General features: G+C 70.2%; 21 protein-coding genes. 8 read left to right on the forward strand and 13 right to left on the reverse strand.

The window, feature by feature from the left end; all coding sequences use genetic code 11:
* Both AB0D34_RS44330 and AB0D34_RS44335 read right to left on the reverse strand, forming a co-directional pair.
* A partial coding sequence (locus tag AB0D34_RS44330) for a chaplin (RefSeq protein ID WP_362673188.1) occupies positions 1-528 on the reverse strand: 528 nt, incomplete at its 3' end.
* A gap of 38 nt (positions 529-566) precedes the next feature.
* A complete protein-coding gene (locus AB0D34_RS44335) occupies positions 567-794 on the reverse strand; it encodes a chaplin (RefSeq protein WP_362673190.1) in 228 nt (75 codons plus the stop codon).
* A 450-nt stretch (positions 795-1,244) separates the two neighbouring features.
* Here AB0D34_RS44335 and AB0D34_RS44340 point away from each other — a divergent pair, with 450 nt between their 5' ends.
* Entirely contained in the window at positions 1,245-1,655 is a 411-nt protein-coding gene (locus tag AB0D34_RS44340) for a rodlin (RefSeq protein ID WP_362673193.1), read from the forward strand.
* Positions 1,656-1,842: 187 nt separating this feature from the next.
* Positions 1,843-2,250, forward strand: a complete 408-nt coding sequence (locus tag AB0D34_RS44345; RefSeq protein WP_362673196.1) for a rodlin — start codon at positions 1,843-1,845, stop codon at positions 2,248-2,250.
* Positions 2,251-2,313: 63 nt separating this feature from the next.
* Here AB0D34_RS44345 and AB0D34_RS44350 read toward each other — a convergent pair whose 3' ends face one another.
* From AB0D34_RS44350 to AB0D34_RS44365, 4 genes are all read right to left on the reverse strand, one after another.
* A complete protein-coding gene (locus AB0D34_RS44350; RefSeq protein WP_362673199.1) occupies positions 2,314-4,224 on the reverse strand; it encodes an AMP-dependent synthetase/ligase in 1,911 nt (636 codons plus the stop codon).
* Positions 4,225-4,296: 72 nt separating this feature from the next.
* Positions 4,297-5,820, reverse strand: coding sequence for a von Willebrand factor type A domain-containing protein (locus AB0D34_RS44355; RefSeq protein ID WP_362673202.1), 1,524 nt, complete (start codon positions 5,818-5,820; stop codon positions 4,297-4,299).
* A gap of 147 nt (positions 5,821-5,967) precedes the next feature.
* The gene (locus AB0D34_RS44360) at positions 5,968-6,834 is read right to left on the reverse strand and encodes an ABC transporter permease (RefSeq protein WP_362673204.1); all 867 of its coding nucleotides are present in this window, start codon (positions 6,832-6,834) and stop codon (positions 5,968-5,970) included.
* A complete protein-coding gene (locus AB0D34_RS44365) occupies positions 6,831-9,464 on the reverse strand; it encodes an alpha/beta fold hydrolase (protein WP_362673207.1) in 2,634 nt (877 codons plus the stop codon). The genes AB0D34_RS44360 and AB0D34_RS44365 overlap by 4 nt, the downstream gene beginning before the upstream one ends.
* A 209-nt stretch (positions 9,465-9,673) precedes the next feature.
* Here AB0D34_RS44365 and AB0D34_RS44370 point away from each other — a divergent pair, with 209 nt between their 5' ends.
* Positions 9,674-9,862: a hypothetical protein gene (locus AB0D34_RS44370; RefSeq protein ID WP_362673208.1), complete on the forward strand. Its 189-nt coding sequence runs from the start codon at positions 9,674-9,676 to the stop codon at positions 9,860-9,862.
* A gap of 102 nt (positions 9,863-9,964) precedes the next feature.
* Here the strand turns inward: AB0D34_RS44370 and mmsA are convergent, their stop codons facing one another.
* From mmsA to iolC, 5 genes are read right to left on the reverse strand one after another with little or no spacing between them, the layout of a single operon-like run.
* Entirely contained in the window at positions 9,965-11,467 is a 1,503-nt protein-coding gene (mmsA, locus tag AB0D34_RS44375; protein ID WP_362673210.1) for a CoA-acylating methylmalonate-semialdehyde dehydrogenase, read from the reverse strand.
* Between the two features lie 16 nt (positions 11,468-11,483).
* Positions 11,484-13,361, reverse strand: coding sequence for a 3D-(3,5/4)-trihydroxycyclohexane-1,2-dione acylhydrolase (decyclizing) (iolD, locus tag AB0D34_RS44380; protein WP_362673212.1), 1,878 nt, complete (start codon positions 13,359-13,361; stop codon positions 11,484-11,486).
* Complete coding sequence (gene iolB / locus AB0D34_RS44385; protein ID WP_362673215.1) at positions 13,358-14,173, reverse strand: 5-deoxy-glucuronate isomerase; 816 nt, start codon at positions 14,171-14,173, stop codon at positions 13,358-13,360. The genes iolD and iolB overlap by 4 nt, the downstream gene beginning before the upstream one ends.
* Before the next feature lie 10 nt (positions 14,174-14,183).
* Positions 14,184-15,065 (reverse strand): deoxyribose-phosphate aldolase, encoded by an 882-nt coding sequence (locus AB0D34_RS44390; RefSeq protein WP_362673218.1) that lies wholly within the window; start codon positions 15,063-15,065, stop codon positions 14,184-14,186.
* The gene (iolC, locus tag AB0D34_RS44395; protein WP_362673224.1) at positions 15,062-16,012 is read right to left on the reverse strand and encodes a 5-dehydro-2-deoxygluconokinase; all 951 of its coding nucleotides are present in this window, start codon (positions 16,010-16,012) and stop codon (positions 15,062-15,064) included. The genes AB0D34_RS44390 and iolC overlap by 4 nt, the downstream gene beginning before the upstream one ends.
* Before the next feature lie 131 nt (positions 16,013-16,143).
* Between iolC and AB0D34_RS44400 the strand changes: the two genes are divergently transcribed.
* From AB0D34_RS44400 to AB0D34_RS44420, 5 genes are all read left to right on the forward strand, one after another.
* A complete protein-coding gene (locus tag AB0D34_RS44400) occupies positions 16,144-17,058 on the forward strand; it encodes a sugar phosphate isomerase/epimerase (protein ID WP_362673227.1) in 915 nt (304 codons plus the stop codon).
* Positions 17,059-17,144: 86 nt separating this feature from the next.
* Positions 17,145-18,083: a helix-turn-helix domain-containing protein gene (locus AB0D34_RS44405; RefSeq protein WP_362673228.1), complete on the forward strand. Its 939-nt coding sequence runs from the start codon at positions 17,145-17,147 to the stop codon at positions 18,081-18,083.
* A gap of 146 nt (positions 18,084-18,229) precedes the next feature.
* Positions 18,230-18,517 (forward strand): hypothetical protein, encoded by a 288-nt coding sequence (locus AB0D34_RS44410; protein ID WP_362673230.1) that lies wholly within the window; start codon positions 18,230-18,232, stop codon positions 18,515-18,517.
* Between the two features lie 242 nt (positions 18,518-18,759).
* A complete protein-coding gene (locus AB0D34_RS44415; RefSeq protein ID WP_362673232.1) occupies positions 18,760-18,960 on the forward strand; it encodes a MerR family transcriptional regulator in 201 nt (66 codons plus the stop codon).
* 106 nt (positions 18,961-19,066) lie between these two features.
* Complete coding sequence (locus AB0D34_RS44420; RefSeq protein WP_362673235.1) at positions 19,067-19,633, forward strand: GNAT family protein; 567 nt, start codon at positions 19,067-19,069, stop codon at positions 19,631-19,633.
* Here the strand turns inward: AB0D34_RS44420 and AB0D34_RS44425 are convergent.
* Together AB0D34_RS44425 and AB0D34_RS44430 are read right to left on the reverse strand one after the other, a co-directional pair.
* The gene (locus tag AB0D34_RS44425) at positions 19,614-20,657 is read right to left on the reverse strand and encodes a zinc-dependent alcohol dehydrogenase family protein (protein WP_362673238.1); all 1,044 of its coding nucleotides are present in this window, start codon (positions 20,655-20,657) and stop codon (positions 19,614-19,616) included. The two genes, AB0D34_RS44420 and AB0D34_RS44425, sit on opposite strands and share 20 nt — an antisense overlap.
* The gene (locus tag AB0D34_RS44430) at positions 20,608-22,905 is read right to left on the reverse strand and encodes an MMPL family transporter (protein ID WP_362673239.1); all 2,298 of its coding nucleotides are present in this window, start codon (positions 22,903-22,905) and stop codon (positions 20,608-20,610) included. Before AB0D34_RS44430 ends, AB0D34_RS44425 begins: the two co-directional genes overlap by 50 nt.
* Between the last annotated feature and the right edge of the window lie 121 nt (positions 22,906-23,026).

Consider the following 23,026-nt stretch of genomic DNA (forward strand, 5'->3'; position numbering starts at 1 on the left):
CACGGTGTCCAACATGGTGTTACCCGAGTCGCCGTTCGCGCACGAGTTGCCGAACGCCGGGTTCAGAACGCCGATCGCGTCGACGGAGTTCCCGCACGCATTCACCGGAATGCTCACCGGCGCCTGGACGTTGTTGCCCGAGAGGACACCGGGTGAGTCCGAAGACTCTCCGGAGGCAGCAGCCTGCTGCGGCACGGTGTCCAACATGGTGTTACCCGAGTCGCCGTTCGCGCACGAGTTGCCGAACGCCGGGTTCAGAACGCCGATCGCGTCGACGGAGTTCCCGCACACATTCACCGGAATGCTCACCGGCGCCTGGACGTTGTTGCCCGAGAGGACACCGGGTGAGGTCTCGGTGGCCCCAGCCGCATCCGAGTCGGCGAAGGCGGCCGTGGTGTACAGGGACAGGATGCTCGTCGCGGCGGCGGCCGCCACGATCGTTCCCCTGCTCAGGGTCTGTCGCACTTTTTCGTTGTCTTCCTGCTTGAGAAGTGGAAAGCCGGCCTTGGCGCCGAAGGGGCTTCCCAAGACCGGCCATGACAGCCAGGCCGGCTGACGAGACGGCGTCAGCCGTTGACGCAGCCGTTGCCGAACGCCGGGTTCAGCAGGCCGATGACGCTGGCCGTGTTGCCGCACGCACTGACGGGGACGTGCAGGGGAACCTGGATCACGTTGCCCGAGAGGACTCCCGGGGAACTCGCGGCGGAACCGTTGGCGTCCGTGTCCGCGAAAGCGGGGGCGGCCAGTCCCATCGCCATGACCGCACCCGCGACGACAGCAGCGCTCTTCTTCATGGGTTTCCTTCCCTTTCTCTGCGGTCATGCCTCTGTGTCGGCCGGAACCGAGCGAGCACTGGATGAAGGCTCGCGCCATGACCTGCAGGCTGTAAACGAGTGATAGACGGCCGAAGCAACTGCGGAACGCCACCATGGCAGGAATTCACTCGAATGCCTTGCCCGGAAGCGGAGAGGCGATTCACGGAGAGGCTCGGGCAACCCATGTGAGGAAGGATCGGGGCGGCCCGAGCGGTCACCGAGCGGGCCGTGAGTCAGCCGGTGTCCGCAGCCGGCACAGAGCCATCTTCACCGACGGCAAGTACACCCCGGGTCAGCAGGATGCGCCGGGATTGGCTTCGGAACTTCACCCAGGTGGGCCATCGGAGTGAAAGGGAGCAACCATGCGTGGCGGCGCCAGTTGAACCCGGGTGCTCCGGTGGACGGAGCTTTTCCAGAAGGGACTAGCAAGTGATCAAGAAGATCATGGCCGCCGCCACGGTCACCGTTTCCGTCGTCGGCGCCTCGGTTGCCGCCGCACCATGTGCGCTGGCAACCGGTAACGACGGTGACACGACGTCCACCAGCGGAAGTGGTGCCGTCCAGCAGTACGGCAATTCGGCCACGTACGGCGGCATGAGCCCCCAGATGGCGCTCGTCCAGGGCTCACTGAACAAGCCCTGCCTCGGCCTTCCGGCCAAGGCGAGCGCCGGCTCCATCGTGGGCGTCGTACCGGTCGCGGTCCAGGACATCCCGGTCCTGTCGGCCCCGCAGAACCAGCAGTGCGTCGAGAACTCCACCGCGGTCAAGGGCGACGAACCGCTCTCGCACGTCCTGGACGACATCCCGGTCCTGTCCGCCAACGGCACCAACAACAACTGAGCCGGACTCGCCAGATTCCGCCAATGGGCCGCCGAATTGTCGGCGGCCCATTGGCCTGTCGTTCACGACCCGGCTCACCCCCTCGGCAACTGGGCCAATCGGGTCAATTTATGCAACCCAGGGCGACATTGAGCCGTTGGTGGTCACGTAACTCCACGCCGAATTCCGCTTTTCGAAGGGAACCACTATGAAGAAGCTGTGGGCAACCGCGGCCGTTGCCGCTTCCGTCGTCGGCGTCTCGGTCATGGCCGCCCCCCAGGCCCTGGCGACCGCCGACGACGGTGACACCACGACCGTCAGTGGCAGCGACGCCGTCCAGTCGTTCGGCAATTCGTCCACGGCCGGCGACATGAGCCCGCAGTTGGCGCTCGTCCAGGGCTCACTGAACAAGCCCTGCCTCGGCCTTCCGGCCAAGGCGAGCGCCGGCTCCATCGTGGGCGTCGTACCGGTCGCGGTCCAGGACATCCCGGTCCTGTCGGCCCCGCAGAACCAGCAGTGCGTCGAGAACTCCACCGCGGTCAAGGGCGACGAACCGCTCTCGCACGTCCTCAACGACATCCCGGTCCTGTCGGCCAACGGCACCGACAACAACTGAGCCACCGCTCGGCCGCGGCGGGTCACCGGATCTACGGTGACCCGCCGTTTTCGTGTCACATGATCACCTGCGGTACAGCTCCTCGATCTCCTGCGCGTACGCCGCCGTCACCACGTGCCGCTTGACCTTCAGGGACGGCGTGAGCATGCCGTTGTCCTCGGTGAACTCCCCCTCGACCAGCCGGAAGGCGCGGATCGACTCGGCGCGGGAGACGGCCGCGTTGGCGTGGTCGACGGCCTTCTGGATGTCGGCACGCAGTCGTTCGTCCTTCACGAGCTCGGAGTGCGGGGTGCCTGCGGGCAGCCCCCGGACCGACCGCCAGTGGGCCATCGCCTCGGGGTCGAGGGTGATCAGGGCGGCGACGAAGGGGCGGTTGTCGCCGACGACGAGGCACTGGCCGACGGGGGCCTGGCTGCGCAGCCGGTCCTCCAGGACGGCCGGGGAGACGTTCTTGCCGCCGGAGGTGACGAGAAGGTCCTTCTTGCGGCCGGTGATGGTGAGATAGCCGTCCTCGTCGAGGGCTCCAAGGTCACCGGTGGCGAACCACTCGTCCTTCAGGACGGCGTCGGTGGCCGCCGGGTTGTTCCAGTAGGCGCCGAAGACGACCCCGCCCTTGATGAGGACCTCGCCGTCGTCGGCAATGCGGACCGCGGTGCCGGGAATCGGCTGCCCGACCGTGCCGGGGCGGGGGCTGAGGGGCGGGACGATGGTGGCGGCGGCGCTGGTCTCGGTGAGGCCGTAGCCCTCGTAGATGATGATCCCGGCCGCCGAGAAGAACAGGTTGAGCTCGCGGTCGAGGGGTGAGCCGCCGCTGATGGCGTAACGCATGCGGCCGCCGAGTTCCTTGCGGATACGGCGGTAGACCAGCAGGTCGTACAGGCCCCAGGCGGCGTAGAGGCCGGGGCCGGGCCCCTTGCCGCGGCCCAGGAACTTGTCCAGGTAGGCCTCGCCGAAGCGGACGGCGATGCGGTGGGCGCGGTCGAAGGAGGCGCCGCGGCCCAGCTTCTCGGCGGTGGCGCGGCCGGTGGCGTGGATCTTCTCGAAGAGGTACGGGACGCCGACCAGGAAGGTCGGGCGGAACTCCTTGAGCGCGGGCCGGAGTTCGTCGGGCTTGATGCTCGGACAGTGGCCGATCTCGATACGGCCCATCAGACAGGCGATCTGGAGGGTGCGGCCCATGATGTGGGCGAGCGGGAGGAAGAGGAGGGTGGAGGCGGTCTGGTCGGTGACCTCCTTGAAGATGGGGTGGAGCAGCTCGACGGTGTTGGCGGCCTCGGCGTGCAGGTTGGCGTGGGTGAGGACGCAGCCCTTGGGGCGGCCTGTGGTGCCGGAGGTGTAGCAGACGGTGGCGATGGTGTCGGGGGTCAGGGCGGCTCGGCGCTTGGTGATCTCCTCGTCGGCAACGCCGAGCCCCTTGGACCCGAGGGCGGCCAGGTCGTGTCTGTCGATCTGGAAGTAGCGCACGAAATCAGGGGGCGGACAGTCGGCGGCGGTCGCGGTGGCCAGGTTGTCCGAGGTCTCCACGAAGAAGTGGCGGGCTCCGGAGTCCCGGACGATCCACTCCACCTGCTCGGCGGAGGAGGTGGCGTAGACCGGGACCGTCTGCCCGCCGGCCGCCCAGATCGCGAAGTCCAGGACCGTCCATTCGTAGCGGGTGCGGGACATCACCGCGACCCGACCGCCCGGTTCGAGCCCCTCGGCGATCAACCCCTTGGCCACGGCGGTGACTTCGTCGGCGAACTCCTGGGCGGTGACCGGACGCCAGCCCTCTTCCTCCCTGCGGCGCAGCACCACCGCGTCGGGGGTCTCGGCCGCGTTGGTGAAGGGGAGGTCGGCGATGCTGCCGGTGGTCGTGGGCGGGGCGAGGGGCGCTGTCCGGGCCTCCCGTACGACACCGTCCGCGTCCTTGACGACCTCGACCGCGCTCCGGCCCGCCCGGTGTTTCGCCCGCTTCAGATCCTTGCGTACGCCCATCGTGGCTCCCCGGTCGGCTCCGACTGGCTGGACAACTTACTCGCAGGTAAGAAAAGGTCAACGGGTCCGGCGTCAGTCCGTGAGGTGCCGGGCCTGGCGGATGGTGTCGGCGAGCCGGCGCACCGCGCCGTCCTCGGTGCGGTCTCCCAACTCGTCTGCCCAGTCGGCGAGTTCACCGAGGGACGGCCTGCCCGGCAGGCGCTTGTCGGCGTAGGTGTCCCGCAGGGCGTCGGCGAAATAGGCGGCCACCGCGTCGACCTGGAAGCGGGGGTCCGCCTCCCGCAGGGAGTCGTCGAAGGTCTCCAGCTCGGCCGACTTCTCGTGCGGGGCACGGGACTTGGGGTCCTGCCAGCGGACGGTGGCCGTGGCGAGGTGGCCTTCCGCGCCGGGCTTGGTGCGGACCGCGTAGAGGGCGGTGACGGTGTGGCCGGGGCCGACCTCGCCGCCGTCCACGCGGTCGTCGCGGAAGTCGTCGTCGGCGACCCGGCGGTTGTCGTAGCCGATGAGGCGGAACTGCCGGACCGTCTCCGGGTCGAAGGCGACCTGGGCCTTGGCGTCGCGGGCCGTGAGGTCGATGTTCTGCGGGAGCTGCTCGCAGAAGACCTTCTCGGCGTCGTCGGCGCCGGAGACGTAGACGGTGTGGCCGTCGCCCTTGTCGGCGAGGCGTTCCATCAGGGCGTCACCGTAGTCGCTGCCGACGCCCACGCCGAAGAGCGTGATGCCGTGTTCGCGGCGGGCGCCGTCGATGCGGTCGAGGATGGAGTCGGCGTCGGTGTCGCCGGTGTTGGCGAGGGCGTCGGAGATGAGGACGACCCGGTTGGTGGCGCCCTCGCGCAGGCCGTCGACGGCCGTCTCGTAGCCGGTCTCGACTCCCGCGCCGAGGTTGGTGGAGTACGTCGGCTCCAGGCTGTCGATCGCCTCGTGGACCCGGTCGCGGTGGTCGCCGAGGCGGGTCATCGGAAGGACCGTCTCGGCCTGGTCGCTGAAGGTGACGATCGCGACCGAGTCGTCGTCGCGCAGGCGTTCCGTCATGGTGTCGAGGGACTGCTGGGCGAGGTCGAGGCGGCCCGGTTCGGCCATGGAGCCGGAGATGTCGATGACGAAGGTGAGTGCGGCGGGCGGGCGTTCGCCCTCCTGGTCGGAGGCCTCGCGGGTGGCCAGGCCCACCCGGACCAGGGACCAGTCGTCCTGGTCGGTGCGGGCGCCGTCGACGGTGACCGTGAAGCCGTTGCCGTCGGGGCGGTCGTAGTCCTGGCGGAAGCTGTTGACGAACTCCTCGGGGCGGATCGTCGAGGGGTCGGGGCGGCGGCCCTCGGCAAGGGTGCGGCGGGCGTAGCCGTAGGAGGCGGTGTCGACGTCGAGGGCGAAGGTGGAGAGGTAGTCGGGTGCCGGGGTGTCGTAGTCGCCGCGGGACTCGTCGGAGTCCTGCTCGCCCTGTGGCTGGTTGGGGGCGGGGAAGCCCGAGTCGTACGAGCCGCCCCTCGCTCCGTCCGAGCTGCTCTTGCTTCCGTCCGCGCCCCCGCCGCAGCCGGTGAGCAGTAGGCCGCTCGCCAGTGTCAGGGCGAGCATCACCTGTCGTGTTCGCTGTCGCTCCATCGTCCGTACCCCCTGGGCCTGTTGGCGTCGGCTTCTGCGACTGTGACGGGCCAGGGGGTCGGAACGTGCGCTACGGAGCGTTGCGGATGGGTATCGAAGGGGGCACGGAGACGGCCCGTTGAGACCGGTGGGAGATCTTCCGTTGACCTACGAGACCACGTCCTTGCGGGCGAAACCCCTGAAGGCCAGGGCGAACAGCACCAGGGCGAGCGTTATCGACAGTGACGTGCCCTGGATCATGTCGGACCACTGCACCTTCGGCTGTACGGCGTCCAGCCACGCGTACTGCCAGTGCGAGGGGAGGAAGTCGCGCCAGTCGCCGAGGGCCGTCACCTGGTCCAGCACATTGCCGACGATGGTCAGGCCGACGGCGCCGCCGACCGCGCCGAGCGGGGCGTCGGTGCGGGTGGAGAGCCAGAACGCCAGGGCGGCGGTGACCAGTTGGGAGATGAAGATGTACGCCACGGTGATCAGCAGGCGTCCGGCCGCCGTGCCCGCCTCCAGGGAGCCGCCGGTGGGGAGTTGGAGCGGACCCCAGCCGTAGGCGACCGTGCCGACCGCGAGGGCGGTCAGCGGGAGCAGGAGCATCGCGACCAGGCTCAGGGTGAGGCCGACGACGAGCTTGGACCAGAGGAGACGGGCCCTCGGCACGGGGGCGGCGAGCAGATAGCGCAGGGAGGACCAGCTGGCCTCCGAGGCGACCGTGTCCCCGCAGAACAGCGCGACGGGGATCACCAGCAGGAAGCCCGCGGAGGCGAAGAGGTTCACCGCGGCGAAGTTCGGGCCGGACAGGGTGGCCGTGTCCATCAGGCCGGCCTGGTTGTTGCCCGAGTCGGGACCGCCGCCCAACTGGAAGGCGATCAGCAGGACGAAGGGCAGGGCGGCCAGGATGCCGAACATCACGAGGGTGCGGCGGCGCTTCAACTGCCGTACCAGCTCGACCCTGACGGGCAGCGTACGGCCCGCCCGGTAGCCGTCGGCGACCTCCGCGCGCTCGGTCAGCGTGCTGCTCATGCGGAGTCTCCGATCAGGGTGAGGAAGGCGTCCTCGAGGCGGCGGTGGGGGCCCACCGACGTCACGGGGACCTCGAGGCGGACCAGTTCGGCGACCAGACGCTGTGCGCTGCCGTCGGCGTCGAGCCGTACGAGAAGGCCGTCGTCGGTGGTGACCGCCGACGCCACGCCCGGCAGGGCCGCGACCTTCTCGGCCACGGGCTCCTCGACGGGTGCGGCCGTGCCGACCAGGAGGGTGTCGCCGGAGCCGATGATCTCGGCGACCGGGCCCGCCTGGACCAGCCGGCCGTGGTCCATGACCACGAGGTGGGTGCAGGACTGCTCGACCTCGGAGAGGAGATGGCTGGAGACGATGACCGTGCGGCCGGCCGCGGCGTAGCGGATCATCACCTCGCGCATCTCACGGATCTGTGGCGGGTCGAGGCCGTTGGTGGGTTCGTCGAGGATGAGCAGGTCCGGCAGGCCCAGCATGGCCTGGGCGATGGCCAGGCGCTGGCGCATGCCCTGGGAGTAGGTGCGCACCGCGCGGGCCAGGGCGTCGCCGAGACCGGCGATCTCCAGTGCCTCGTCCATGTGGGCGTCCTCGGGCGGGCGGCCGGTGGCCTGCCAGTACAGCTCCAGGTTCTCCCGGCCCGAGAGGTGCGGGAGGAAGCCCGCGCCCTCGACGAAGGCACCGACGCGGGAGAGCACGGGGGCGCCGGGCGCGATCGCGTGACCGAAGACGCGGACCTCGCCGCCGTCCGGCTTGATCAGGCCCATCAGCATGCGGAGGGTGGTGGTCTTGCCCGCGCCGTTCGGGCCAAGGAGGCCGAGGACCTGGCCCTTCTCCACGCTGAAGGAGAGGTCGCGGACCGCGTAACGGTCGACGGACTTGGCGTACCGCTTGCTCAAGTCGGTTATCCGGAGGGGGACTTCGGCGAGCTCGGGCTCGGGGGCGGCGGGGGCCGTCGTACGGCGGCGGCCCGTGACCAGGAGGACGAGGGCGAGGACCGCGCCGGCCAGCGGCAGCCACCACACCCAGGCGGGCAGGGGGGCCTGGGCGTTCTTCTCGCTGAGGGCTGTGGGGACCTGAAGGTCGCTCTTCAGGGAGACGGTGTACGTCGCCGGGGTCGTCGGGGACGCGTAGCCGAGGTCCGTGGAGGCGAGGACCAGGCGCAGGCGGTGGCCGTCGTCGATCTCGTGGCTGATCGCCGGGAGGGTGATCGTGACGTCCTTGCCGGCCTTGGCGCCCTCGACCTTGATCGGCTCGACGAGCTGGGAGGGCAGGTTCTGCTGCCCGTTCGGGCCGACGTCGTAGACCTTGGCGAACAGGACGGCGTCGTCGCTCGTCGACTTCACATGGACCGTGACGGTGGGCGAGCCGGTGATCTGGAGGTCCTCGCGCTGGGGCGCGGATTCGAAGGACGCGTACTGGCCCGGGAAGTCGAGGGAGACGCCGATGCCGAGGGAGGAGAGCTGGGAGAGTCCACCTGCGCTGCCGAGGCCGGGGAGGGCCGAGACGGCGGGCGGGCTGGCGCCTGCCGGGTTGGCGAAGTCCTGTTCGCGGCCGGTCAGGGCGACCTTGCGCTCGTCGCTCTCCAGGCCCGGGTAGCTGTCGGCGGTGACGCCGGTCAGGCGGGGTTCGCCGTCGCCGGAGCCGGTGCCGAGGGTGCGGGTGACGCGGAAGGCGGGGCCGGTGTCGGCGCCCTTGTCGTCCTTCAGGTAGCGGTCGAACCAGGTGGCCACCCGGCCCTGGATACGGCTCGTCTCCATGTCGCCGCCGTCATGACCGCCCGCGATCCAGTCGACGTCCACGGGGGCGCCGTTGGCGCGGATCGCCTTCGCGGCGGCGTCGGCCTGGTTCAGCGGGAAGAGGGAGTCCGTCTGGCCCTGCATCAGGAGCGTGGGGACCTTGATGTTCTTGGCGACGGCCGACGGGGAGCGCTCCTCCAGCATCTTCTCGGCCTGGGCGTCCGGGGTGCCGGACTCGGCGACGCGCTCGTACATCGCGCAGATCTGCGGCTCGAACTTGTCGCAGCCGCCCGCGGAGTTGACGAAGATACCGGCCCAGAGCTTCTTGAAGACGCCGTTCGGGAACAGGGCGTCCGAGAGGTTCCAGTACGTGATCGCGGGGGCGATGGCGTCCACGCGGCTGTCGTAGCCGGCGGCGAGGAGGGAGATCGCGCCGCCGTAGCTCGCGCCCGTCACGCCGACCCGGGGGTCGCCGGGCTTGTCGAGCTGGACCTGGGGTTGCTTCGCCAGCCAGTCGATCAGCTTCCTGACGTCGGCGACCTCGGCGTCGGGGTCGTTGAGGCCGACTTTGCCCGTCGACTTTCCGAAGCCTCGGGCGGACCAGGTGAGGACCGCGTAGCCGCCTCTCGCGAGGTCTTCGGCTTGTCGGCGTACGTCGTTCTTGTTGCCGCCGAAGCCGTGGCCTATGAGGACCGCGGGGCGCCTTTCGGTGCCGGGCGTCGTGAAGTACGAGGTGTCGATGCGGACGCCGTCGATCGCCATGATCTGGTTCGTGCGGTGTACCGGGGGTGGGTCGTCAGAGGCGGCGGCCGTCCATGTCCCGGCAGCGGCTAGGACGACGACGGAGGCCGCGGCGGCGATCCAGCGCCGACGCGGCTTCCGGGGGCGTCGAAGATCCATGCGTCAACGGTACGGGGTGGAGCTGTCGGTGAGTTATCGACCGGGGGGTGAACTGCGGGCCATCCCACCGGAGTACGGGGCGGGTGCGGTGTACTGCGGGCGCGGTAGGACGCCGAATTGCTTGAAAGTTCACATTGACTCGGGGGTCACTGATCACACAAGCTGATGATCTATCGCAACCCCCACTGCGCGAAAGGATCAACGCAGCGATGCAACGACTCATCACCAAGGCCCTGCCCCTGGCCGTGGCCACCACCGCCCTGATCGCCACAGCCGTCGGCATCGCCTCGACCGGCACCGGCCAGACGTCGTCGAACGGCCACTCCGGCTCCACCACAACGGTCGTGGCGGGGTGCTGGCCTGGCCAGCCCTGCTGGCGGAACTGGGAGGACGGCTGACCGCGGACTTGGCCGACGGCACGGTCGGCTCCTTCGACCACCTCGGCTGACGCGACAGCGAGGGGGGCGGCCGGTGCACGGCCGCCCCCCTCGCCACAGGACTCAGTGGTTGCGCGGGAAGCCCAGGTCCACGCCCGTCGGGCCGTCGGCCGGGTCGGGCCAGCGGGTGGTGACGACCTTGCCGCGGGTGTAGAAGTGCGTGCCGTCGTTGCCGTAGATGTGGTGGTCGCCGAACAGGCTGTCCTTCCAGCCGCCGAAGGAGTGGTAGCCGACCGGGACCGGGATCGGGACGTTCACGCCGACCATGCCGGCCTCGACCTCCAGCTGGAAGCGACGGGCGGCGCCGCCGTCCCGGGTGAAGATCGCGGTGCCGTTGCCGAACGGCGAGGCGTTGATGAGGGCGATGCCCTCGTCGTAGGTGTCGACGCGCAGCACGGTCAGGACCGGGCCGAAGATCTCGTCCTGGTAGGCCTTCGCCGTGGTCGGGACCTTGTCGAGGAGGGAGATGCCGATCCAGTGGCCGTCCTCGAAGCCCTCGACCGTGAAGCCGGAGCCGTCCAGGACGACCTCGCAGCCCTCGGCCGCCGCGCCCGTGACGTAGGACGCCACCTTGTCGCGGTGCACCTTCGTGATGAGCGGGCCCATCTCGGAGGTCGGGTCGTTGCCGGGGCCGATCTTGATCTTCTCGGCACGCTCGCGGATCTTCTCGACGAGCTCGTCGCCGATGGAGCCGACGGCCACGACCGCGGAGATCGCCATGCAGCGCTCGCCCGCGGAACCGTAGGCGGCGGAGACGGCGGCGTCGGCCGCCGCGTCCAGGTCGGCGTCCGGCAGGACCAGCATGTGGTTCTTGGCGCCGCCGAGGGCTTGGACGCGCTTGCCGTTCGCGGAGGCCGTGGTGTGGATGTAGCGGGCGATCGGGGTCGAGCCGACGAAGGAGACGGCCTTGACGTCCGGGTGCTCCAGGAGGCGGTCGACGGCCACCTTGTCGCCGTGGACGACGTTGAAGACACCGTCGGGCAGACCGGCCTCGGCCAGCAGCTCGGCGATCTTGATGGAGGCCGACGGGTCCTTCTCGGACGGCTTCAGCACGAAGGTGTTGCCGGTCGCGATGGCGATCGGGAACATCCACATCGGGACCATCGCCGGGAAGTTGAACGGCGTGATGCCCGCGACGACACCGAGCGGCTGGCGGATCGAGGAGACGTCGACGCGGCTCGCGACCTCCGTCGACAGCTCGCCCTTCAGCTGCACGGTGATCCCGCACGCCAGGTCGACGATCTCCAGGCCGCGCGCGACCTCGCCGAGCGCGTCGCTGTGCACCTTGCCGTGCTCGGCGGTGATCAGCTCGGCGATCGCGTCCCGGTTCGCCTCAAGCAGGGCCCGGAAGCGGAACAGGATCGTGGTCCGCTTGGCGAGCGACGAGGTGCCCCAGGTCGCGAACGCGTCCTTGGCGGCGGCTACGGCGGCGTCGACCTCGTCGACCGAGGCGAACGCCACGTTGGTGGTGACCGCGCCGGTCGCCGGGTCGGTGACCGGCCCGTAGTTCCCCGACGCGCCCTCGACGGTCTTGCCGCCGATCCAGTGGTTGACGATCTTCGTCATGACCGAGTACTCCCTTTCAGAGATGGCGGCGTCGGGTTGAGACGTGCCGTTCGTACAGCTCGCGGGCCTTCACCGCGGACGCGCGCGTCGCGGTCTCGGCCACAGGAACATCCCACCAGGCCTGCGCCGGAGGCGCGCCCGACACTGTGTCTGCCGTTTCGGTCTCGACGTAGACACATGTGGGAGTGTCGGCGGCCCGCGCCTCTTCGAGTGCGGCGCGGAGGTCTCGTACGGTCTTCGCGCGCAGCACGCGCATACCGAGGCTGGCCACGTTGGCGGCCAGGTCCACGGGCAGCGGGGCGCCCGTGTAGGTGCCGTCGTCGGACTGGTAGCGGTAGGCGGTGCCGAACCGCTCGCCGCCGACCGACTCGGACAGGCCGCCGATGGAGGCGTAGCCGTGGTTCTGGATCAGGAGAAGCTTGATGGCGATGCCCTCCTGTACGGCCGTGACGATCTCCGTCGGCATCATCAGGTACGTGCCGTCGCCGACCAGCGCCCAGACGTTGCGGTCGGGGGCGGCCATCTTCACACCGATGGCGGCCGGGATCTCGTAGCCCATGCAGGAGTAGCCGTACTCCAGGTGGTACTGGTCCCTCGACCGGGCGCGCCACAGCTTGTGCAGGTCGCCGGGGAGGGAGCCGGCCGCGTTGATGATCACGTCGGACTCGTCGACCAGGGCGTCCAGGGCGCCGAGGACCTGCGGCTGGGTCGGCCTGATGTCGGGCTCGTCGGCCTCGTAGCAGGCGTCGACGCGCTGCTCCCAGCGCTCCTTGTCGAGCGTGTACTCGTCGACGTACGTGCCCGTGACGCGGTGGGCGTGCATCTGGAGTGCCTCGGTGAGCTCCGTCAGGCCGCTGCGGGCGTCCGCGACCAGCGGCATCCCGGCGAGCTTGTGGCCGTCGAAGGAGGCGATGTTGAGGTTGAGGAAACGGACGCCGTCACCGGTGAACAGGGTGCCGGAGGCCGTCGTGAAGTCGGTGTAGCGGGTGCCGACGCCGATCACCAGGTCGGCCTGGCGGGCCAGTTCGTTGGCGGTGGCGGTGCCGGTGTGGCCGACGCCGCCGACGTCCTGGGGGTGGTCGTGGCGCAGGGAGCCCTTGCCGGCCTGGGTGGAGGCGACCGGGATGCCGGTGGCGCTCGCGAACTCGGCGAGGGCCTCCTCGGCGCGGCTGTGGTGGACTCCGCCGCCGGCGATGACGAGGGGCCGCTGAGCCGACCTGATCGCCCTGATCGCTTCGGCGAGTTCGGTGGGATCGGCACCCGGACGTCGTACGACCCAGGTGCGCTCGGCGAAGAACTCGTCCGGCCAGTCGTAGGCCTCGGCCTGGACGTCCTGGGGAAGCGCGAGGGTGACGGCGCCGGTCTCGACGGGGTCGGTGAGGACGCGCATGGCCTGGAGGGCGGCCGGTATCAGGGCTTCCGGCCTGGTCACGCGGTCGAAGTACTTCGACACCGGGCGCAGGCTGTCGTTGACCGATATGTCACCGGCGTACGGGACCTCCAGCTGCTGGAGGACCGGGTCGGCGACACGGGTGGCGAAGATGTCACCGGGGAGGAGCAGGACCGGGAGGCGGTTGATGGTCGCGAGGGCCGCGCCCGTCACCAGGTTGGTGGCGCCCGGGCCGATCGAGGTCGTCACCGCGTGGGTGGAGAGGCGGTTCGACTGACGTGCGTAGCCGACGGCCGCGTGCACCATGGACTGCTCGTTGCGGCCCTGGTGGAAGGGCATCTCGTCGCCGTACTCGACCAATGCCTGGCCGAGCCCGGCCACGTTGCCGTGGCCGAAAATGCCCCAGGTCGCGGAGATCAACCGCTGCCGTACGCCGTCGCGTTCGGTGTACTGGGCGGCGAGGAAGCGGACCAGCGCTTGCGCGACGGTCAGGCGGATCGTCATCGGTACCCCTCGGTGTGGTCCGGGTGGAAGCAGATCCGCCACTCCCGCGTCTCACCCGGTCCCGCCATGACGTTCAGGTAGTACATGTCGTGGCCGGGCTGGGCGATGGACGGACCGTGCCAGCCGTCGGGGACGAGCACGGCGTCGCCGGAGCGGACCTCGGCGAGGACGTCGGAACCGCCCTCACGGGAGGGAGATACGCGCTGATAGCCGAAACCGTTCGGGCCGTCGATCTCGAAGTAGTAGATCTCCTCCAGCTCGGCTTCGATGCCGGGCCGGTTCTCGTCGTGCTTGTGCGGCGGGTACGAGGACCAGTTGCCGCCGGGTGTGATGACCTCGACGGCGATGAGCTTGTCGCAGTCGAAGGCGTCGGCGGAGGCGAAGTTGCGCACATGCCGCAACTGGGTGCCGCTGCCGCGTTCCTCGACGGGGACCTCCGGCGCGGGGCCGTAGCGGGCGGGGAGTCGTCGCTCGCACTTCGCTCCTGCCAGGGCGAAGCGGCCTCCCGCGCCGGAGGCGATCGATGCCTGGGCGTCCCGGGGCACGTACGCGAAGTCCGAGACTCCGGCGAACACGCTTTCCCGGCCCAGGAGTTGGAACTCTCCACTACCTACGTGGACGGTACAGCCGCCTTCCAGCGGAAGCACGATCCACTCGCTGTCACCGGTGGTGAAGGTGTGCGTGCCCCCGGGCGCCAGCTCGACGATGCGCAGGCTGCTGTGGGTCCAGCCGGCCCGCTTGGGGTCGATGTCCACCGTGTACTGGGCGTTGGTCGAGGCGCCCTTGGGGACGTACAGCTCGTTCTGTGTCATGCGGCGGCCCTCACAGCAGTCCTACGGCGGTGTCCACGGCGGCGGCCACGTCGCCGTCCGCCGGGTACAGCAGCGAACGGCCGACCACCAGGCCGCGCACGGTGGGCAGTTGCAGGGCGCCGCGCCACTTCTCGTACGCGCCGTCCTGGTCGTCGCCGACCTCGCCGCCGAGCAGTACGGCGGGCAGCGTGGAGGCAGCCATGACCTCGCCCATGTCGTCGGGGTTGTCGCAGACCGGGACCTTGAGCCAGGTGTAGGCCGAACTGCCGCCCAGACCCGAGGCGATGGCGATCGACTTGGTGACGGCCTCGGCGGACAGGTCGTTCCTGACCTTGCCCTCGGTGGTCCGGCCGCTGATGAACGGCTCGACGAAGACGGGGAGTCGGCGTGCGGCCATGTCGTCGATGGCGCGGGCCGTGGACTCCATGGTGGTGAGGGAGCCCGGGTCGTCGTAGTCGATGCGGAGCAGCAGCTTGCCGGCGTCGAAGCCGAGGCGCTCCATGTCCTCGGGGCGGTGGCCGGTGAAGCGGTCGTCGAGCTCGAAGCTGGCGCCCTGGAGGCCGCCGCGGTTCATCGAGCCCATGACGACCCTGCCGTCGAGGGCGCCGAGGAGGAGCAGGTCGTCGAGGATGTCGGCGGTCGCGAGGACCCCGTCCACACCGGGGCGGGACAGCGCGAGGACCAGGCGTTCCAGCAGTTCGGCGCGGTTGGCCATGGCCATCCGGTTGCCGCCGACGCCGAGCGCGCCCCGGGCGGGGTGGTCGGCGGCGACGATCATCAGACGGCCGCTGTCGCCCAGGAGGGGGCGCCGGGGACGGCGGGCGGCGGCTTCGGCGATCGCCTCGGGGCGTTCGGCGCGCAGGCGGACGAGTTCCGCGATGTCGACGCTCACAGAACCGCTCCCGCCGCGATCGCGCTCTCGATCTCGTCGGTGGTCGGCATCGCCGAGCTGCACTCCAGACGGGAGGCGACGATGGCGCCGGCCGCGTTGGCGTGACTCATGATCTTCTCCAGGTCCCAGCCTTCGAGGAGGCCGTGGACGAGGGAGCCGCCGAAGGCGTCACCGGCGCCGAGGCCGTTGAGGACGTTCACGGGCAGGGGCGGGACCTCGGCGGACTCGCCCTTGCTGTTGACGGCGAGGACGCCCTTGGGGCCCTGCTTGACGACCGCCAGTTCGACACCGGCGTCCAGGAGGGCGCGGGCGGCGGCGTGCGGCTCGCGTACGCCGGTCGCGACCTCGACCTCGTCGAGGTTGCCGACGGCGACGGTGGTGTGGCGCAGGGCCTCTTCGTAGAAGGGGCGGGCCGTGGCCGGGGCGCTCCAGAACATCGGGCGCCAGTCCAGGTCGAAGACCGTGGTGCCGGCCTTGGCCCGGTGGGCGAGGGCCGCGAGCGTCGCCGTACGGCTGGGCTCCTCGCTCAGGCCGGTGCCGGTGACCCAGAAGACGCTCGCCTCGCGGATCGCGTCTAGGCCCAGCTCGTGGGCGTCGATCTCCAGGTCCGGGGCCTTGGGCTGCCGGTAGAAGTACAGCGGGAAGTCGTCCGGCGGGAAGACCTCGCAGAAGGTGACGGGGGTCGGCAGGCCGGGGACCGGGGTGACCCAGCGGTCGTCCACGCCGAAGCCCTGGAGGGCCTCGTGCAGATAGGCACCGAAGGGGTCGTCGCCGGTGCGGGTGATCACCGCGGTCCGCCGTCCCAGGCGTGCCGCAGCGACCGCGACGTTCGTCGCCGAGCCCCCCAGGAACTTGCCGAAGGACGTCACCTGCGGCAGCGGGACACCGGTCTGGAGTGGATACAGGTCCACACCGATCCGCCCCATGGTGATCAGGTCGTACGCCATCGGCTTCCCTTCGTACCTGCGTCGGCTCTCTGGGCGTTTGTAGCCCCGGACGGCGAGCCCTGTCAATGTTTTGTCCAGACATTCGGACGAGACCTTGACAGCGCTTGCTGTCCGAACCGAAGCTGACCGGCATGACAGCCGCACCTCAGCCCTCACTGTCCCGCATCCGGATCGGCTCGGCTCCCGACTCCTGGGGTGTGTGGTTCCCCGACGACCCCCAGCAGGTCCCCTGGCAGCGCTTCCTCGACGAGGTCGCGGACTCCGGCTACGAGTGGATCGAGCTGGGGCCGTACGGGTATCTGCCGACCGATCCCACGGTCCTCACCGAGGAGGTCTCCCGGCGTGGCCTGAAGGTGTCCGCGGGCACCGTCTTCACCGGCCTGCACCACGGCGAGGCCGTGTGGGAGAAGACCTGGGCGCATGTCGCGGACAACGCGGTGCTCGCGCAGGCCATGGGTGCCAAGCACCTGGTCGTGATCCCGTCGTTCTGGCGGGACGACAAGACGGGTGAGGTGCTGGAGTCCGACACGCTCACGCCCGAGCAGTGGCGCAACCTCAGCTCGCTGACCGAGCGGCTCGGGCAGCGGGTGAAGGACGAGTACGGCCTCCAGATCGTCGTCCATCCGCATGCCGACACCCACATCGACAGCGAGGAGAACGTGGTCCGGTTCCTGGACGCGACGGACTCCTCCCTGGTGTCGCTGTGCCTGGACACCGGGCACTACGCGTACTGCGGCGGCGACAGCGTCAAGCTGATCGAGACGTACGGGTCGCGGATCGGCTACCTGCACCTCAAGCAGGTGGATCCGGAGATCCTGGCGGACGTGCGCTCGAAGGGGACGCCGTTCGGGCCGGCTGTGGCTCAGGGTGTGATGTGTGAGCCGCCGTCCGGTGTGCCGGCGCTCGGTCCTGTGCTGGAGGCTGCCGCGGGGCTGGACGTGGATCTGTTCGCGATCGTCGAGCAGGACATGTATCCGTGTGCGCCGGATGCGCCGTTGCCGATTGCTCAGCGGACTCGGGCGTTCTTGAGGTCTTGCGGGGCGTAGTCGCTCGTCTGCGGGGGTGTGGGGGCTGGTCGCGCAGTTCCCCGCGCCCCTGGGTAGGTTCCCCCACCGTCGGCATAGTGGTACCCATGGTGCTCATTCGCTCTGGGTACGGAGTCGACGGGTCCTGGGAGTTCGCCCTCGGGACGCCTCATCCCCGGTTGCGGCCCGGGGTGCTCAGCTATCGCGGGGTTCGGCTGGCCATGGATCGGCCCCGGCGGCGGCTCGAGACGCCGGTCGGGGCCGCCACCTTGTTGCTGGGGTTCGATCAGCCCGTGCGGATCAGTCGGGCGGGACGGGCCCCCGACACCCTCGTCTCCGTCTACTGCGGCCCCACCACCACGCCCGCCGTCGGTGAGCACGGGGGACGGCTCTCCGGTGTCGAGGTGATGTTGGCTCCCTGGGCCGCGTTCACCCTCTTCGGCACTCCCCAGTACGAGCTCGCCAATCGCACCGTCGACCCCGACGTACGCCCCCACTCCCTGGACCGGCGGGTCGGTGAACTCGCCGGGGCGCTGGCCGCGTTGCCGTCCTGGGAGGAGCGGTTCCGGCTGCTGGACGAGGTGTTCACACGGTGGTCGCAGGCCGGTACTCCCTGCTCGGGGCGGGTGGTGCGGGCGTGGGCGGAGCTCGTGCGGACCGGTGGGGTCATACCGGTGCGACGGCTCGCCGAGGAGGTGGGGTGGAGTGTGCGGCAGCTGGAGAACCGGTTCCGGGAGCAGATCGGGCTGGGACCCAAGGCGGCGGCGAGAGTCCTGCGGTTGCAGCGGGCCCGGCGGCTGCTCGCCGCGGGACACGGGCAGGCGGAGACCGCGGCGGCCTGCGGGTACTACGACCAGGCGCATCTGAGCGGCGAGTTCAAGGCGATGACGGGGTGTACCCCACGGGAGTTCACCACGGCCCGGCGACTGCCGATCACCGCCGCCCCGCCCGGGGACCGGATGGACGGTGAGGCGACGAGCCTGGTCCTCACGTCCGGTACGCCGGGACGGAGTGCGGATTTCTCCAAGACCGACAGGCTCGCCTGATCGCAGGCTGTGTGCGTCCAGCCGGTCGATCCGGGGGACGTCCGGGGGGAGCCGGTGGGCCGGGCCCGGCGCAGCGGGTCCGGCCCACCCTGGCGAAATGCGTGGGCGAACCGCCGACCGTGCTCTTCGGGGGAGCTCACACCTCGATGCCGAGCTTCGCGCGGGCGGGGGTCCGGCCCGTCGACCGGATCCTGCCGATACGGGTCTTCCGCAAGCAGATGCGGGTGCTCGGGGCCTTGGAGGTCGAGCGGCTGGTGGACTACGACAGCGTGGGTGAGTTGGACACCGAGGAGCGGGCCCGCCTCAGCCGCTGGGGGCTGCTGGAAGGAAGCTGCGCGAGCGAGGTCCTCCTCGGCGGGCCCGGGTGTGTACCGCTCGCACCCGACTCCGCGCGAGAGCAGGCGGGGCTCCTCAACCGCGACCTCGTGCCATAAGTCAACGCGCCGCGCCCTTACGCCCGCGTACGCCTTTGCGTCACCTCTGTCACAAACTCCCCCTCCGTGTCACACATGTCGCGTATACGCGGGCTCCCTGTCACACCCGGCACACAGGCACTGACTCACGGCCACCGTAAGTCGTTCACGAGGCACAGGCTTTGTGATCGCCAGCGCAGCGCCCGGTACCCCCGACGGCCGTTCCCGGCCGCCGCCGCGGTGCGCGCGGGGAGGTGCACCACATGACCGACCGAAGGCTCTGGTCGTACAAGGAGATCGCGGCGCACATCCGTGTGCAGCCGGACACCGTACGGTCGTACCGCAAGCACGGGCTACTGCCGCCGCCCGACCATGTCGAGGGCGGCAAGCCCTTCTGGTACGCGGGCACCGTGCGCGCGTGGGTCGCGTCCAGGCCGGGCAACCGGGGGCGAAGAGAGGACTGAGACCGGCCGGCCCGGCCGCTTCGGGTGCCTGTGCCGGGCGCGGGCACCCGCTCGATCCGACGAAAAACAGGACCCGCGAGGAGTCGGCGTCTGACACAGTCGCCGGATGAGCGACTTCTCCGTCAAGCCCGTGCTGACCGGCGACAAAGCTGTGCTGCGGCCGTTCACCGAGGCGGACGCCGAGGGCATGGCGGAGATCATCGAGGACCCCGAGGTCCTTCGCTTCACCGGCCCGCCCGCCGCCGAACTCACCCCGGAGCGGCTGCGGTCCTGGTACGGCTCCCGGTCCGAGCAGCCCGACCGGCTCGACCTCGCCGTCACCGACCGCGTCACCGGCGAACTGGTCGGCGAGGTCGTCCTGTACGAGTGGGACGCCCACGCCCGCAGTTGTACCTTCCGCACACTCATCGGCCCCGGGGGTCGCGGGCGGGGGCTCGGCACCGAGGCCACCCGCCTTGTTGTCGGGTACGGCTTCGAGCAACTCGGGTTGCACCGGATCGAGTTGGAGTCCTACGGCCACAACCCCCGCGCCCTGCGGGTCTACGAGAAGGTCGGGTTCGTGGTCGAAGGGGTGCGCCGGGAGGCCGATCTGCGGGACGGCGAGTGGGTGGACTGGGTGGTCATGGGCATCCTCGACCGCGACTGGGCCGCCCTCAGCTCCACGGCTCGATGACCGTCACCCCCGCTCCGGGAGTCGTCCCCATCGCGGCGAGGGCGTCAGGGGTGGCGTCCAGTGTGATCGTGGACGTGACCAGCAGGTCGGGTCGCAGGGCACCCGACCTGACCAGCTCCAGCATCGGCGGGTAGGTGTGGGCGGCCATGCCGTGGCTGCCGAGGAGTTCCAGTTCCAGGGCGATCGCGCGGGCCATCGGGACCGGGGTCGTGCCGTCCGGCGAGGGCAGCAGACCGACCTGGATGTGCCGGCCGCGGCGGCGCAGGGAGTTGACCGAGGCGGCGCAGGTGGCCGGTGAGCCGAGAGCGTCCAGGGAGAGATGAGCGCCGCCGCCGGTGAGGTCGCGGATCGCCGCCGAGGTGTCCTTCCCGCCGGTGGCGTCCACGCACTCCGCCGCGCCGAACTTCCTTGCCAGGGCGAGGGCCTGAGGAGACACGTCCACTGCCACCACCCTGGCCCCCGAAGCAGCCGCGATCATCACCGCGGACAGGCCCAGGCCGCCGCAGCCGTGCACCGCGACCCACTCCCCCGCGGAGACCCTGCCCTGCTGGACCACCGCCCTGAACGCCGTGGCGAAACGGCAGCCCAGGGAGGCCGCGGTGGTGAAGGACATGTCCTCCGGCACGGTCACCAGGTTCACGTCGGCGTGGTCCAGCGCCACGTACTGGGCGAACGAGCCCCAGTGGGTGAAGCCGGGCTGTGTCTGGCGCTCGCAGATCTGGTGGTCGCCGGACGCGCAGGAGGGGCAGGTGCCGCAGGCGCAGACGAAGGGGACGGTCACTCGGTCGCCGGGGCGCCAGGCGCTCACGCTGGTGCCGACCGACTCGATCACGCCGGCGAGTTCATGGCCTGGTACGTGCGGGAGGGTGATGTCGGGGTCGTGGCCCTGCCAGCCGTGCCAGTCGCTTCTGCAGAGGCCGGTGGCTTCTACGCGGACGATGACTCCGTGGGGGGCCGGCCGGGGGTCGGGGACCTCACGTACCTCCAGAGGTTCGCCGTATTGTTCGAAGAGAACCGCTCGCATCTGCCATCCCGTCGCCGTTGTCGTCTGCGGGTCCATCGTGGCTGGTCGCGCCCCGCGGCGGAGCCGCATATCGATACAGCCCCGCGCCCCTGGGTGGGTTCACTTCCCCCTCGCTCAGACCGAACCGTTCGTGGAAGCGCTGCAAAGCTTTCGGTGCCCACCACGTCGCCCGTCCCGTCAGCCTCATCACTGCCGGGACCAGCAGGCTGCGGATGATCATCGCGTCCATCAGGACCGCCAGCGCGATGCCCAGGCCCAGCATCTTCGTGTTGGTCACCCTCGATGTGCCTATCGCCACCATCACCACCGCCAGGATGACGGCCGCCGCTGTGATCAGGCCTCCGGTGCGCTGCAGGCCGTGGCGGACCGCCTCCTCGTGGTCGCCCGTCCTGTCGTACTCCTCCTTGATGCGGGAGAGGAGAAAGACGCCGTAGTCCATGGAGAGACCGAAGGCAACGCAGAACATCAGGACCGGGAGGGTGGTCTCGATGGAGCCCGGGCTGGTGAAGCCGAGGAGGCTGGAGAGGTGGCCGTCCTGGAAGACCCAGACCACCGCGCCGAACATCGCCGTCAGGCTGAGAGCGTTGAGAAGGACCGCCTGGATCGGGATCAGGATGCTTCCCGTCAGCAGGAAGACCAACAGGAGAGTGACTGCCGCTATGAAGGCGGCAGCCCACGGCAGGCGGTCTCCTATCGCGTGCTTGGAGTCGACCAGGACGGCTGCCGTGCCCGTCACCTTGGTGTCGAAGGGGGCCTTGGTGGCGCGCAGTTCGCCGACCAGGTGCTGGGCCTCGTCGTCCACCGCCTCACCCCTGGGCTGGACCGTGAAGTACGCCGAGTCGGCCTTCACCAGCGGGCCGTCGACCCGCTGGACCCCGGGAAGGGTCGCGATCCGCTCCTTGTAGGCGGCGTACTGCGCCGGCGTCGCCTTCCCCTCGGCGAGTACTTCGAGGCCGCCGCCGGGGCTGCCCGGGAAGCCGTCGCGGAGGTGCTGCTGGACGACGTGGGACTCGGCGGAGGCGGGCAGCTGGCGGTCGTCCGCGGTGCCGAACTTCACGCCCAGGAAAGGGAGTCCCAGCAGGACGAGGACGGCTGTGGTGCCCAGCGCGAAGAACGGGGCGCGGCGCATCACGAGGTTCGCCGTGCGGGCCCAGCCGGTCCCCGGGTCCGTCGAGGACGGCCGCCCGCGCCGGAACAGCCGGCGCAGGTCCAGGGAGTTGACCCGGTGCCCCAGCAGGACCAGGGCGGCCGGGAGCAGGATCAGGGCGGCGGCCGCGGCGAGGAGGACGACCGCCATGCCGGCGTAGGCGAACGAGCGCAGGAAGTACTGCGGGAAGAGGAGCATCGCCGCCAGGGAGACCGCGACCGTGAGGGCGGAGAAGAGGACGGTGCGGCCCGCTGTGCGCAGGGTGGTGGCGACCGCCGTCAACGGGTCCGCGTCGGTGGCGAGTTCCTCCCGGAAGCGGCGCACGATGAACAGTGCGTAGTCGATGGCCAGGCCCAGTCCGAGGGCCGTGGTGAGGTTCATCGCGAAGACGGAGACATCGGTGAACTCGGTCAGACCGCGCAGCACGGCGTTGGTCCCGAGGATCGCGACGATGCCGATGCCGAGCGGCAGCAGGGCGGCGATCGCGCTGCCGAAGACCATCACCAGCAGCAGGAGGGTGATCGGCAGGGCGATCATCTCGGCCCGGGTGAGGTCCTCCTGGATGATCGTCTGCATCTCGTGCCGCACCGCGACGACGCCGCCGATCTCGACCTCGACCGGTCCGTGCGTGCCCCGGAGGGAGGGGGCGATGCGGTCGAGGGTCTCGCCCATCTGCTTCTCGTCGCCCGTGATGCGGGCGGCGATCAGTGCCTCGCGGCCGTCCTCGGCGCGCAGGGCCGGTGACTTGGCGGACCAGTAGGAGCCGACTCCTGTGACGCCCGGCTCCGCGGTCAGGCGCGCGGTGAGGCGGTTGGCCTCCGCGGCCACCGCCGGGTCGTCCACCGAGGTGCCGCCCGCGTCGACGAGCAGCAGGAGGTTGGGCTGGGACGCCGGGAACTCGCGCTCCAGCGCCTTGGTGGCATACGTGGACTCCGCGGCCGGGTCCTCCCAGCCGCCCGCGCCCAGACGATCGGCGACCCCGCTGCCGGCCAGCACGGCGAGGACTGTGAGTACCAGGGCCGCGAGCAGCGACAACCTGGGCCGGGCGGTGACGATGCGGGTCCATCGGCCGACCCGGGGTGGGCTGTTGACTTCGGTCATGGTGCGGTGTCCCCTTCACCGTGGAAACCGTAGAATGCAAAACACGAGAGATCGCTCGCATTTCCAGAATGCGAGCGGCCGCTCGTGTTTGTCAACCGTGTGCGGAGAACTGGGGATAACG

The organism is Streptomyces sp. NPDC048420 (assembly GCF_040651535.1).
Taxonomy (GTDB): domain Bacteria; phylum Actinomycetota; class Actinomycetes; order Streptomycetales; family Streptomycetaceae; genus Streptomyces.